Origin of the sequence: Marinilactibacillus psychrotolerans (assembly GCF_900101525.1) — a bacterium.
Lineage (GTDB): Bacteria > Bacillota > Bacilli > Lactobacillales > Carnobacteriaceae_A > Marinilactibacillus > Marinilactibacillus psychrotolerans.
The window spans coordinates 1-14,280 of the sequence record NZ_FMZD01000032.1 but is presented as its reverse complement, the minus strand read 5'-3'; the positions used below and the strand labels follow the sequence as shown (position 1 = coordinate 14,280).

Annotated in this window: 13 protein-coding genes; 5 read left to right on the top strand and 8 right to left on the bottom strand. The window is 34.1% G+C overall.

The genetic code is table 11. The features are described 5' to 3' along the window. A partial coding sequence (locus BLT22_RS11685; RefSeq protein ID WP_176935486.1) for an ATP-binding protein occupies positions 1–263 on the top strand: 263 nt, incomplete at its 5' end. 398 nt (positions 264–661) lie between these two features. Here the strand turns inward: BLT22_RS11685 and BLT22_RS11680 are convergent. The 6 genes from BLT22_RS11680 to BLT22_RS11655 form a co-directional block, all read right to left on the bottom strand. After that, a complete protein-coding gene (locus BLT22_RS11680; RefSeq protein ID WP_091763461.1) occupies positions 662–1,186 on the bottom strand; it encodes an HD domain-containing protein in 525 nt (174 codons plus the stop codon). 217 nt (positions 1,187–1,403) lie between these two features. Beyond that, positions 1,404–2,162 (bottom strand): TrmH family RNA methyltransferase, encoded by a 759-nt coding sequence (locus tag BLT22_RS11675; RefSeq protein WP_091763460.1) that lies wholly within the window; start codon positions 2,160–2,162, stop codon positions 1,404–1,406. A gap of 103 nt (positions 2,163–2,265) precedes the next feature. After that, positions 2,266–3,624 carry a M23 family metallopeptidase gene (locus BLT22_RS11670; RefSeq protein ID WP_087056829.1) on the bottom strand — a complete coding sequence of 453 codons (1,359 nt, stop codon included), beginning with the start codon at positions 3,622–3,624 and terminating at the stop codon, positions 2,266–2,268. Between the two features lie 519 nt (positions 3,625–4,143). Further along, positions 4,144–4,968: a carbohydrate ABC transporter permease gene (locus BLT22_RS11665; protein ID WP_091763459.1), complete on the bottom strand. Its 825-nt coding sequence runs from the start codon at positions 4,966–4,968 to the stop codon at positions 4,144–4,146. Beyond that, positions 4,968–5,834, bottom strand: a complete 867-nt coding sequence (locus tag BLT22_RS11660) for a carbohydrate ABC transporter permease (RefSeq protein ID WP_091763458.1) — start codon at positions 5,832–5,834, stop codon at positions 4,968–4,970. The genes BLT22_RS11665 and BLT22_RS11660 overlap by 1 nt, the downstream gene beginning before the upstream one ends. 4 nt (positions 5,835–5,838) lie before the next feature. Next, positions 5,839–7,149, bottom strand: coding sequence for an ABC transporter substrate-binding protein (locus tag BLT22_RS11655; RefSeq protein ID WP_091763457.1), 1,311 nt, complete (start codon positions 7,147–7,149; stop codon positions 5,839–5,841). 504 nt (positions 7,150–7,653) lie between these two features. On the opposite strand from BLT22_RS11655, the gene BLT22_RS11650 reads away from it, so the two are divergent. From BLT22_RS11650 to rpoN, 4 genes are all read left to right on the top strand, one after another. Beyond that, the gene (locus BLT22_RS11650) at positions 7,654–8,412 is read left to right on the top strand and encodes a GNAT family N-acetyltransferase (protein ID WP_091763456.1); all 759 of its coding nucleotides are present in this window, start codon (positions 7,654–7,656) and stop codon (positions 8,410–8,412) included. Between the two features lie 10 nt (positions 8,413–8,422). Next, on the top strand, positions 8,423–9,469 hold the full coding sequence (locus tag BLT22_RS11645; protein ID WP_091763455.1) for a GNAT family N-acetyltransferase: 1,047 nt from the start codon (positions 8,423–8,425) through the stop codon (positions 9,467–9,469). Positions 9,470–9,926: 457 nt separating this feature from the next. Next, on the top strand, positions 9,927–11,390 hold the full coding sequence (locus BLT22_RS11640; RefSeq protein ID WP_091763454.1) for a PTS transporter subunit EIIC: 1,464 nt from the start codon (positions 9,927–9,929) through the stop codon (positions 11,388–11,390). A gap of 177 nt (positions 11,391–11,567) precedes the next feature. Then, a complete protein-coding gene (gene rpoN / locus BLT22_RS11635) occupies positions 11,568–12,851 on the top strand; it encodes an RNA polymerase factor sigma-54 (RefSeq protein ID WP_091763453.1) in 1,284 nt (427 codons plus the stop codon). Between the two features lie 122 nt (positions 12,852–12,973). Here rpoN and BLT22_RS11630 read toward each other — a convergent pair whose 3' ends face one another. Both BLT22_RS11630 and BLT22_RS11625 read right to left on the bottom strand, forming a co-directional pair. Further along, positions 12,974–13,459 carry a mannose/fructose/sorbose PTS transporter subunit IIB gene (locus tag BLT22_RS11630; RefSeq protein ID WP_087057739.1) on the bottom strand — a complete coding sequence of 162 codons (486 nt, stop codon included), beginning with the start codon at positions 13,457–13,459 and terminating at the stop codon, positions 12,974–12,976. 145 nt (positions 13,460–13,604) lie between these two features. Further along, positions 13,605–14,280 (bottom strand): PRD domain-containing protein (locus BLT22_RS11625; protein WP_143020658.1); only part of this gene is annotated, 676 nt, incomplete at its 5' end.

The following is a 14,280-nucleotide window of genomic DNA, read 5'->3' as shown; positions in this document are numbered from 1 at the left end:
ACCTACTTATTTTAGACGAACTAGGCTACTTACCTTTTGATAAAGAAGGTGCAGAATTACTATTTCACTTAATATCAGATTTTTACGAAGAGAAAAGTTTGATTATCACAACGAACCTGGAATTTAGCTCTTGGAGTAAAGTGTTTCAAGATTCAAGATTGACCAGTGCACTAGTGGATCGGTTGATTCATCACGCTCATATCTTCACTTTTGCGGGCACAAGTTACCGGTATACCAATGCTTTGTCTCAATTAAGAAATTAACTAAATGGGAACTGCAAAGTTATGGATAAATTTCCTGCACTCTTATGGATTTTATTCTTGCAAAATACATTTATTCTTCTTTATTAAAACCCTTATATTATATACTACCTTTAGCTAATCAAATTAAAATCAATTACACGAAGTATTCTGCTCAATTGTATACATTTTTAGAACAAATATCTTTAGTAAGTTTTACTGGTTAGAACCATTCATATCAATGGAGGAACCACCACAAACGATCAATCCTTATATTCTTTTTACTTTTTTACCCGTGCTAAATAAAAAAAGTATCTTCGCTAGTTTATTACTAACGAGGACACTATTTTATTTAGAGTTTTTATTATCAATAAATAAAAATGCATGGGAAGAAGATTCCTGCCCATACGTTTTATTATAGTTTATGCATGTACTAATCGAACTTTTGCCATCCAATTAGAGATTTTGATTCTTGTTTTTTGACGTAATGGTTTTGATACTTCACTGATTGCGCAGTATTTATCTACACATGTCACAATCATACTTTCTTTATAACGAGGCAAACCCACTGTAGAGCACAAAAACATATGCTTTAATATTATATCCCGCTCCAAATCAGTTAGGGGAGTAATTTTAGCTGCATTTTCGACAGCAATTTTAGGATGGACACAATTATGTGATCCTTGATCCATAGCTGCAATTTCTTCTCTTCCTTCATGAAAAAAGTCATGCAGCAGCCCAGCTCGAGCGACAGCTCTAACGTTTAATTTAAACTTTTTAGCAAGTTTGTAACTCACGTAAGATACAAACAAAGAATGCGTTAATCGAGTTGTGTAATGGTGATGTGTAATCGTATCTAATTTTAGAAGTTCTTCATTATTAATTAAATCGCCGATTAAAGCCATATATTCCTGGTCATGTTCCCAGATGGATTGAACAAATTCCATGAAACTTCTCCTTTGCGTCCTACAACTTCAGACTTGTCTTTTAATATATTCAAAGTAAATTCAGCATTCATGAGGTTTTCATGAATATCTGTTTTCTATCTTACTCCTAAAGAAGAAAAAGTTAAAGTTTAAAAAACTAATTATGACTGCTTAATAAGCAATTTACACTAAATTGTCAAATTTCTGTTTAAATTCAAAGACTATCAGGAATACTTATTTATTGATATAACGAAAACATCAATATACTAGCAGCTATAGCTACATTTAAAGACTCAGCTTGACCTTTAATAGGAATATATAAATTTTTATCCGTTTCTTTAAGTAGTTCACTGCTGACACCAGATCCTTCATTACCAACAATCAAGGCAAAACTCTTTTGTGGTTTTTCTCCAATGTAGGAAACTGCTCTTTCGTCCAAAGCTGTTCCATAAACTAGTTTACTGTCAGCTTGAAACCGTTTAATCCAAGAAGTTAAATTTTCCTGATAAACCTTCAGATGAAAATGGCTACCTTGAGCTGATCTTAATGTTTTAGGATTAAATAGATCTGCTGACCCCTCTCCTAAAACTACTCCACCAAACCCAGCAGCATCGGCAGATCTAATAAGCGTGCCTACATTACCAGGATCTTGAACAGCATCCAAAAATAAATAGGGCTTATTAACTATTTGTGGTTTAGAGTGCTCAGAGATCGGCAGAACAGCAAAAATACCCTGAGTAGCTTGGGTACCTGACAGTTCCTCAGCTACTTCGCTGGATAGTTCAATTCTTTCCACTTTTAAATCAGTTAACCACTCTATAGATATTAGGTCTTCTTTAATTAATATGTAATCAATTAATACCTTTGCTTTCACTGCTTCTTCTACTAAATGAAAGCCTTCAATTATATACTGGTTTGCTTTATTTCTCCCTTTTCTAGTTGATAATTTTTTCCAATCTTTAATTCTCTGGTTCTTTACAGATGTAATTTTTTCCACAGGAAAATTTCCTCTCATCCTTATTTATTGCTAACAGTTTAACACATTTCCAACTCATTCTATACAAAAAAGAGATGCTTAGAAGCACCTCTTTTTAACAAAGTTATCCGCCTATATAAGGAAGTGGGTCAACCGTGCTTCCACCTTTTAATATTTCAAAATGTAAGTGAACTCCAGTAGATGTGCCGGTAGTCCCCATGATTCCAAGTTGTTGTCCTTGTGAAACCGTCTGACCAGGCGCTACACTTAAGCCAGCTTTCATATGAGCATATCTACTTGAATAACCATCTCCGTGATCAATTAAGACCGTATAACCAAATCCTCCTGAATAAGTAGCCTGAACTACTTTTCCAGCTCGAGCAGCAACAATTGGACCTCCTCCAGCAATGTCGATACCACTGTGAAGTTTTGATTTACCGGTAAGAGGATGCTTTCTCATCCCATAAGTTGAGGTTCTTCTTCCTCGAGCTGGACGTGTCCAACTTGAATTAGATTGTGCTGGTCTTGATGCTGACGCGTTATTAGAAGGTTTAGTGTTAGTCGAAGAACTATTGCTTTTAGAACTTGAAGTTTCCACTTTTGCAGCTGCTTCTGCTCTTGCCGCAGCTTCCGCTTCTTCGCGCTGACGTTTTTCTTCAGCTAATCTTTGTTCTTCTTGTATTCTTTTTTGCTCTTCCATTATACGTTGTTGTTCTTTCTGCATTTCTTCAGATAAAGTACTTGTACGTTGGGCAATCACTGCTTGCTCATTTACAAAACTTGCTTTATCCTTCTCAGACATATTAAATTTCTCAGCAACTTGTACAATCTTGTCATCTAATTCCATTCGTTGGGCAACTAAATTATTACGATCCACTTCAAGCTGTGCTTTAGCTGATGTTACAGATTCACGTTCATTTTGGATTGACTTTTCTGCTACTTCCAATGCATTCTGATCATCTATTTGAGCTTGCATGATATCCTGATTTGCTGAAACAATCTTGCTGACAACGCCTATACGACCAACTAGATCAGATAAGTTTTCAGCTGAAAGAATCATCTCAATCATATCGGTTGTGTTTCCTTCTGTCTGTACGGATCTTGCTTGACTTTCCAATTGTTCATTTCTTTCTTCGATAATTTTTTCAAGCCTAGTAATCTCTTCTTGTAACTTCTTGATTTCTTTTTCAATTCTTTCAATTTCTTTTTCTTGTTCTTGAATATTCAAAATCAATTCGTCTATATTCTTCTGAAGACCAGAAACTTCCTTTTCCAAATTCGTGCGTTCTTCTTTTAAACTATTCATTTGTGCTTCTTTTTCATTAATTTGTTCATCTAATTGACTATTTTGATTATTTAATTCATCTTGTTCTTTTTTTAATTCTTCAATACGATTAGATTGAGCTGATACATTTTGTGGTATAAATGCTGGTAAAGTGAAACTTGCTGCGGCAGCAACTACTAATAATCTTTTTTTAATCATTTTATATTCTCCTGATTCTATTATAAATTTTAATATGGTGGCATGACCACTGTGCTCTGTTCGATCACTAATCACATAGTATCATGAGATATCCTAAGATAAGATTTTATTTCCATGACAATTTCTGTTTCATTTTGTTATATAACTGTATTGTTTGAACACTTTTTGAACACCAGTAAATTTAAAAAGATTGATTTAACAGGAAATAAAATAAGAACAATGCTTATTTAAATAGAATTTAGAAGGATTTGGCGTGAACAAAAATTGACAAATTCCAAAAATCTATTAACTTTTTTATAAAAATTGATATTAAAGAGACACTTTTTTATTTTAGCTCTTTTTAGTAAACCTAGGGATATAGGCTCTTTTCCTTTTATACTATTTTTTATGGCTTTTCCTAATTCCTTTATAAAGGGTGCAGAAGTAATATGTATTTACTTCAAAGGAGACTAATATAGTTCCTTTAAAATTGTTAAAAAGAAAAGGCAGGGATTATTATCCCGGCCTTTTCTTAGGTTATTAAGATTTTGTTGCACCTTCTGTTACACCTTCTACGATATATTTCTGCAAAAAGATATATAGAAGTATGATCGGTATTATAGCGAGCACTAGGCCAGCCAGTGCTAGTTCCCATTGTACGGTATATTCTCCAAAGAAATAGTACATTCTAAGAGGAATCGTCCGCATGCCTTCTTGATTAATTACCAAAGAAGGTAATAAGAAGTCATTCCACAAACGTATTGCGTTCAAGATAATGACCGTAACCGTAGTGGGTTTTAAAATCGGAAATATTACTCTCCAGAAAATCTGCAATGGATTTCCTCCATCCAAATATGCTGCTTCATCCAAAGATACTGAAATAGATCGCATTGCTCCGTAGTACAAGAAAATCGACATACTCGTTGCAAATCCCCAATTCATAATAATCAAGCCGAAACGATTTAATAAGTTAACTTGACCAAACATACTTACCAAAGGAATCATGACGGATTGAAAGGGAATCAACATAGTCAAAGCACACAAGAAATAAATACCGGTACTAATTTTACTTTTCTTCCTCGCTAATGCATAAGCAGCCATTGACGAAAAGATTACAATCACAATTAAACTAATGGTTGTAATGAACAGAGAATTCAAAAAGCTGCTTGTAAATTCTAAATTACTATACGCTTTAGGGTAATTATCCGTTACGACTTCCTGAGGTACCCATAACGTATTTGTAAAAATTTCTGATCTGTTTTTAAAGGACCCAAAGAATATTATGACAAATGGATATATCCACGTCAGGGAAACAATAATCCCTAGTAAAGCAACAAGTGCTTTATGTCTTTTTACACTACTCATTATAAATCAACCTCTTTTCTCCGTGTTAGAAAAATCTGAGTTAAGGAGATCGCTGCTATAAGTAGTAAGAATACGATAGCTTTTGCTTGAGCATACCCCTGTTCATACTGGTAAAAAGCTGTGTTATAAATGTTCATGGCAACCATTTCAGTTGATCCATAAGGTGCGCCATTCGTTAAAGCTAAGTTTACATCGTAAACCTTAAATGCATTAGCCAAGGTTAAAAATAAACTGATGGTAAATGCTGGTGCTAACATCGGGAATTTTATTTTCCAAAATGCCTGCCAGTTATTCGCTCCATCCATCTGCCCTGCTTCTAAAAGCTCTCCGGGTATATTGGCTAAAAACGAAATATAAACAATCATAATGTACCCACTCATCTGCCATAAAAAAACAATGACCAAAGCCCAGAATCCTGTCGTAGAATCGGACAGCCAAGAACTGAAAAATGAGATTCCTGTAGCAGATGCAATCCCCTCAAAAGCTCTCACAAATATAAATTGCCAGATAAATCCGAGAATAATTCCACCTATTAGATTAGGCATAAAGAAAATTGTTCTAAATATTGTACTGACTTTCCCTAATTTTTGTGTAACTAAAAGTGCTAGCCCTAATCCAATTGCATTGATCAATATCACTGCAACAAACGAAAATCTTAAAGTGAACCACATACTGGAAATGAATTGTTCATCCTTAAAAAGTCGTTGATAATTTTCCAATCCCGTAAATACTGCTTGGTATCCGTCCGAATTGGTTAGTGACGTACCGATTCCTAACAATAATGGAATCAGTATAATAATTGATATGGCTATTACTGAAGGCAAAATAAATGCCCAGTAATAAGCAGTATTATGTTTTCCTTTCATTCAATCACCGCATTTCTTTGAAGGCTTCTGCTGTATTCATTTCAAAATCTTCCCAAGTCTGATCGCCATTCAAATATTTTTGATATTCTGGATAAAGAACTTGCTGAAACCATCCGTCTGGATACTGTTTATGCGTCATAGCGCCTGTTTCCCCGGCTAATAAAGCCCGATATAACTCTTGGGAAACCGGATCTGAAATATCTTCAGGCTCATATCCTTCTTGAGCTGGTACAAAAGCCAGATCTCCAGTAATCATTTCTTTACCTTCTTCAGAGGTATACATCCAATCTAAAAAGTTTTTCGATTCTTCTACTACTGCATCATCCAAGTTTTTATTTACACCAATATAAAATGGCGCTCCTGCAATAATTTTGCCTTCTGTATCACTTTCTCCATAAACTGGCAATAACCCTAATTTTTCTTTTGCAAAACTTGGATCAATATCATTAAGCGTAGGAACGATCCAAATGCCCTGATGAACCATAGCTACTTTATCATTAACAAATAGTTCTTCGACTGATCGGCTATAGTCAACGGTAAGAATGGGCTGTACATTATACTGATTAAAAAGATCCGTATATTTTTTCATTTGATCTCCGTATTCCCAATTCAACTCTTTTGCTTCATATGATTCAATAATACTTTCATTAAATTCAGGGCTTGTGAAATTTGCTGAAAACTGATTCGCTATATAATTTTCTCCACCACTAAACGCAAATACTTCATCAATGCCTAATTCTTCTTTTTGACTATCTAATGTCTCAACGGCTTCCGCAAAATCATCATAAGATTGAATTGAATCCGGATTAATCCCAGCCTCTTCAAATATTTCACGATTATACATCCAGCCAAATCCTTCTAGATTAAGCGGAATACCTAAAGGAATATCATCAATGGTACCGCCTTCTAAAGTGCCGTCAATAAGGGTGTCTGTTACGTCTAATTCAGATACATCTATCAATGAATCACTGTAACGTTCAACTTCAGGAAGCCCTCCCAGCATCATCAATGCCGGTTCGTCACCAGAAGAAAATCGTGCTTGCAACCCTGCTGAGCCTTCCCCGCTCCCGACTGTTGTAATCGTAACTCGAGTATTCCCATCGGTCTCTTCATTATACATATCTGCAAGTTCTTCTAATTGTGCAGTGATTTCTGGTTTCTGATTGAAAAAATCAACTGTCACTACTCCATCACTTACACCGCTCTCACTGTCTCCTGAATCCGGTGTCGATGTTGTACCACCAGTTCCACAACCTGATATAAGAAATGGAACTGCGAAAAGGGGGGTCAATAATGTACTATATTTTTTTCCCATTTAATTCACTCCTCTATTTTAAAGTCCAAAAAACAAATGATATATAATCCTTGTTATGCATAATTATTCTTTTTAAAGTCTTTTTATTTTTTTATTCTAACATAACAAAATTCAAATCATGTACTATATTGCCTTATAAATCGGTAAATGAACTAATATCATATTAGTATCATTGATATATCAATGTTTTCTTAAACATTATATATAAAGCGTTATTATTCGTTTTAAAGTAACGTTTGTTTTATTTTATTCGTCTCTCTATCTTTATAAATATGAATTAGAATCAAATAAATCCATTATCAAATGCTTAAAAAAACTAAAGTGAATTTTTTATAAGCTAATAAAGGAGCAGCATAATTATTTTTTTATTTAAATTAAATCACACTGGATTGCAACTTTTTTTATCTTTCAAGTATAATAACGATATTAACTTAAAGAATCAGACACAAGGTCGGAACTTTTATTTAATAAATTCTTATATACGAATAGGACGTGACAGGATCTATGTTTAGTTTTAGAGACATCGAGAGCCATAGTAAAGTGATTGATGAGAACGAATTTTTTACACAATATTTTAATCCTGACTTACCTTTCAGGTATGACTCTAACTTTTTTCAATTAAAATATCAGCCAACCCTAGCTGAATTTGAGCTAATTGAAGAAATGCAATATCAGTACCATAAAACTGAAGGACTTGAGCATTTGAAGTTCTACTGGCCTGAGAATAAGGGGTTTACGCCTGAAATTGTTGCTTATTTCGAAAAAGAAAAGTACGCAATCGAACTGTTAGAACTTTATACAATTAACCCTAATCATTTTTACTCTGTTAAACCAACAGACACTATTGAAGTTTTTTGTCTTTCTAGAGAAAACTTTGAAGATTTCAAACAAATGAATTATTTAAACGATCTAGCATACGGAAAAGACTTTGCCGATATGAAACAAGGAATGTATGAACAAATGTTAGATAGTCCAAGAATTATTCCTTATATTGCATATATTGACAATGAACCCGCTGGCTCTTTAATCTCTATATCAGGAAATAAGACAGTTGAAATTGACGATTTAATGACTATGAAATCATTCAGAAAAAGAGGAATAGCAACAGCCTTGCAAAAAGCCGTTATGAATTTTGCAAAAACAAATTCAAAACAAGTTCTTTTAGTTGCAGACGGAGATGATACACCAAAGCAAATGTATTTAAAACAAAATTATACCTACGTTAGTTTCCGGTTAGGTGCACAGAAAGTTTTCACAGAGTAGGAGGTATGGCATGAGAAAAGAAATCAGATTATTGACTAAAGAAGATTTCAACTTATATAAGTCAATGCAGACTGGATTAAAAGAAGATTATATGCTTAATCTTTTTCCAGGACTAACAGATAGTGGAAGTAGATTATTTGGTTTATTTATAAATGATCAGCTTGTGAGTACGGCAGGATATACTGTCTTTGCACATCATCACGTAATGCTGGGAAGATTGAGAAGTGATCATCGTTTCAGAGGGCAGAATTATGGTACAGAGTTGCTAAAATATGTTATGGATCAAGCATTAGCGTTACCAAATATTGAATTCGTTGGGGCAAATACCCAATCAAGTAATCATCCTGCACAGAAAGTCCTGAAGAAAATTAATATGGCTCATTTGGCCACATTATATGAAGGACAAACTCAGGATCTTACAGCGCTTATTCTATCTCAAGATTCCTCTCATGAGTCATTAACTTGGACTCAGGTAGAGGACTCAGGTCGCAAACGAGAATGGATTAAACGAACTTATCTGAATGAGGATTTTCCAGAATCTATATTCCCATTTGAAGCGTACTACCCTTTTCCAGTTTCTGAGTCTTTATTCAAAGATGAAGTATTTGATTCCTGGAAATTTTACGAAAATGAGGATCAAACTCGATATTTCATACTTTGGGAAGAAGATAAAGGCAACCATTATCTTCATATAACCTATCCGTGGTCTGACTTTATGAAACAATCTGGATTCTGGAAGACAATTGATTCTCAGCTTTCTATCACTAGAAAAAAAGAACCCAATACCTTAATCTGGATTGACTTATCAGAAGAAAAAATAAAAACATTACCTGAAACCCACCCCTTTAATCTTTCATATTCATGGATGTTATATGGCATTTTTAATACTAGCGATAACCCAGAGGAAGCACCAGATAGTTTGACTACTGATCTATCGCAAGCCTATAAATCATTAGAATTTTTAGAAAAAGAGCTTAAAGAATTGGAAGATGATTTGAATAATAAAATAGTGAAAACTGAAAACCTCAAACAATCATTAGATGAACTCAATCAATAGTAAAAAGCGTTGCTTCCTAATTAATCGAAGCAGCGCTTTTTTACTTACTAGTTTATAAGAAAACCTTCTCTACTTGATTTAATCCTATAGAGGTTGTTTCGATCGTTTCATAAAAATATATATTCTACTTATTCGAAAATTAAAAGATAATAATTATATATAGCTGAAAGCAAAATGCATTTAATCAAATAATTACATCTATACTTTATTTCAGATTTTTTTGTACGTATAGTCTTAAATCAGCTGTCCGATACTCCAATTATATTTTTTTAAAGTAACAAGCTTCTTTTCATCTTAAATTTACTTTAGAATATTAAGTTAAATCAAAAATAAACATGAAATATTATTTCATTTAACTATATTCAAAATTGAAAATGTTTTTTATTGCAATTCTTTTTTTATCTGATACGATTGTAGCATAGATAAAATACATAAGATGCACAATAGGAGGAATAGCATGGTGAAACAAGACGAAAAAAGAATCGCCAAGGAAATTTACGAGCATATTGGCGGTACGCAGAATGTCAACTCTTTAATCAACTGCATGACTCGTGTCAGAATAGACATCAAAGAATTTAGTCAAGTAAATGATCAAAAGGTTAAACAAATCAACGGGGTTTTAGGAACTGTTGAAGAAGACACCTATCAAGTTATATTAGGTCCTGGTCTAGCTGCAAAAGTAGCAAACGAAATGGGGATACTAGCAGATATAGCTGTCGAAGAAGAAGGCTCCCCCTCTGAAGATCAAGCATTGTTTTCAAAAGATATCAATAATCTTGACCAGTTAACTGCTGAAAATAAAGCTGCCCAAAAAGGAAAACATAATCCACAATCTCCTTTCAAAAAAGTTCTACGCTCCATTGCGAGTATTTTTATACCATTAATTCCAGCATTTGTTGGTGCAGGTATAATTGGGGGAATTGCATCCATTTTCACTAACCTTCTTACGGCTGGGGTAATTGCAGGAGAAAATTGGGAATATATGGTGGCTATTGCTGGTTTAATACAAGGGGCATTATTTGGCTTTTTAAATATTTATGTAGGTATTAACGCAGCAAAAGTTTTTAAAGCTACTGAAGGACTTGGAGGAATTATCGGAGGGATCATTTACTTAACAAGCATAAGCGAAGAACTCCCACTTCCTAACATATTCACTGGCGAACCCTTAACAGCCAATCAAGGTGGTATTATTGGGGTTATCTTCGCTGTATGGATTCTCTCTCTTGTTGAAAAACAATTACGCAAATTTATTCCAAATTCAATCGATATTATTGTCACCCCTACAATTACCTTACTAACTGTAGGCTTGATTACAATTTTTCTGATTATGCCTTTAGCTGGATTTATTTCTGCTAACTTAGTTGGATTTATCTCTTGGATTTTAAGTGTAGGCGGAGCTTTTGCTGGGTTTGTTTTAGGCTCACTATTTTTACCAATGGTCATGTTTGGTTTACATCAAATCTTGACACCTGTTCATGTCACCATGATCGAGCAAACAGGTTCTACTCAATTACTTCCAATTCTTGCAATGGCAGGAGCAGGACAAGTTGGTGCGGCATTAGCTTTGTGGGTTAAAGCTCGAAAAAACAAACAGCTGGTTACTATGATAAAAGGGGCTCTTCCTGTAGGGATTTTAGGAATTGGCGAACCCTTAATCTACGCAGTTACACTTCCACTTGGCAAACCATTTATCACTGCCTGTATTGGCGGAGGTATCGGAGGTGCAGTAATCGGGTTATTTGGCGGGGTTGGAGCTAGCGCGATTGGCCCCAGTGGGGTTGCTCTTATTCCCTTGATTGTTGATAACTTATGGTGGGCTTATATACTTGGTCTATTAGCTGCTTATACAGGTGGATTTGTGGCTACTTACCTGTTTGGCGTACCCAAAGAAGCAATGGAACCCTCTAGTGTTTCTCTATAAATTATAATAAATTAATGAGCAATGTCCTTTCTTTTTCTTTGAAGAAAGGACATTTTTTATTGGATTAATATGATACCCCTACTGATCTCTTTTATCTATTTGTGTTAAACTATAGAGAAAGAAAGACCCCATAACGATATATAGCAGTATTAGTTTTCAAGAAAGGAGTTCTAATAAATGGGATTCAATCAACAATATGATTTATCTCAAAAACAACAGTTAAGTCCTTTGTTATTACAAAGAGTCCAGCTTTTAAACTTTAATCAAGATGAGTTAATTACATTTTTAAATTCTAAGATGCTTGATAATCCTTTTTTAGAAATAAAAATACCAGATTCAAAACTACAATCCATTGGTGCGGGACAGGACATGAGTTGGATTGCCGATACTAAACGTAGTTTACGGGATTACCTTATTGAACAAGTCCTTTTAACTTATAGAGATACACTTATAAGAGAAATGATGTTCTGGTGGATTAATCAATTAGACCAGCGAGGATACTGCCTAAAAACGCTTGACGAAGCAGCTAATGATACCAAAGCAGATAAAACTTTACTGTTAGATGCATTAGTTTTGCTCCAGCAGCTTGAACCAGCTGGAATCGCTGCTCGGTCTTTGCAAGAATGTCTGATGCTCCAGACTGAACGGGATCAAACTGCACCTGAGACAGCTTACATTATATTAGAAGAATCTTTTAATGATCTGATTGATCGCAAATGGAAAGAGATAGCCAAAAGATACGACATCACATTACCAGAAATTCAAAGAGTCTTTGACTATATTAAAAAGTTAAACCCAAGTCCAGGAGATGATTTCTCCAATCCTTTAGATTATGCGATTCGACCGGATCTTATCGTCCAACTGAGTGGCAAAGAACTTACGATAAGGGAAGCCAAACAAAATACGCCTATTCTTCAATTTGACCAAGGCTATGCATCTGAACTTAAAGAAGCCGGCAACAAAGAAGTCTTGAATTATGTAAAAGATAAACAGAAAGAATATAAAAGTCTTCAAGAAAATCTACAGCAAAGACAAGAAACCATTTTACGTGTTGGAACAGCTATTATTCAAAAGCAAAAAGCTTTCTTTTTTGGTAAAAGTCATGCCCTGGTCTCATTACAGCTTAAAGAGTTAGCTGAAGAGCTTGATTTACATGAATCTACCATTAGTCGTACAATCAACGGAAAGTATATTCAAACTGACTTTGGAACTTATGAATTTAAATATTTCTTATCTAGGAATCATCAAATTGACGATGACACGTCATTTTCAACTCACTCTGTACAACAGCATCTTTTAAAATTAATTGAAAATGAAAATAAGCAAAAGCCCCTATCAGATCAAAAAATTGTTGAGCTATTAAAAAAAGAAAGTTTCGATTTATCCAGACGTACTGTAACGAAGTATCGTAAACAGCTAAATATCCCTGCTTCTTCAAAAAGAAAGAGATACGATGAGTAATTCATACAAAAAGCTATGACCCACTTAAAATAGGAGGTCATAGCTTTTAAGTATTTATAAAACAATTTACTACTAAATTTGATATTGAGCATATACTGATAGGCCTTTTGACTCTATTGTTTCTATTCTACCTTTTTCAAAACATCAATTAAATTGATTTTGCGGTCACTTGGAACTTTTCTGATTTCTAATTCGATTCCTTGAAGATTCAAAAATTTAAATGCCTCAATATCTGTTTCATCCACTGAAACAAAATTGGTGATCATTTTTTTCCCATTAGAAAACTTCATGCCTCCAATATTCACTTTCTCAATTGGAACTCCCGCCTTGACTAGATGGGAAACATCAGTAGGATTAGTAAACAATAACATCACTTTTACATCATCCAGCAAGCGGTGAGCTGAAACCTCTATGAGTTTCTCTACTGTCATGACATTTGTTTTCACTCCTGGAGGCGAAGCTTGTTTAAGTAAAAATTTTCTCAATTCACTGCTTGCTGCTTCATCACTTACAACTAAAATTCTACTGATCCCTGTAATCTTAGTCCAAGTAGTGACCACTTGCCCATGAACCAGACGATCGTCAATCCGAGCCAATTTTATATCCATCATCTCTTTTATATCCTTTCTCAAAATCAGCTGGCCTCTTCTGTTTCTATAGTAACCAGTTAACACTCATTTCCTATAACTACATAGTTTAATTAAATTTTCTAAACAATATTCTCTAATATGAAAAATCTAAATTATAGCTTTACTATTCTTCGATAATCGAATCAATTTCATCTAATTCTTCCATCGCAGAGTTATTTTCAAGATAATGATAAAGATAATAATACTCATTATGCGAAACGTTAATATTCAATTGCTTCTCTAATTTTGTAAGAACAGTTTCTATTTCTGAATATAATGGATGTTGCTCAATTTGCTCTAAGTCGGAGTCGATCGTTAAAGCTTCATTCAACACAGTTCTTTCGACTACGCCAGCTAAATGCATAATTAAGTTAATGTGAAAAGCATAATTTTCTTCTCTATTGTTAGCAAGATTGTAAAATTCTTTTGCAGATAACCATAACGGCTCAATCACCTTTGCTGGATTAATAAAAGTATAGCTTTCCTCTATAAAATTCAAACATAATCTTTTCGCATTTTCTTCGTCCACTTCGGGCGCAAAAGAAACAATATTATTATGAGCAATAATATCTTTTAAGACAACTTCTACCTCTTGTTCAATAAACTGCTCTAATGGTATAAAAGGTGCATCCATTTTCGGGTTCAAAATACCTGTAGTAGCTACAATCGAAAAATCTCTTTTTAATTGTTCTCTTTTTTCTTTTAAATCAGATACTGAGCATGCTATAACACTAAGGTTTGTTTCCAGATTATTATCAAGGGCACTTTCAACTAATTCTTTAATTCGCTGCGCAGTTCCT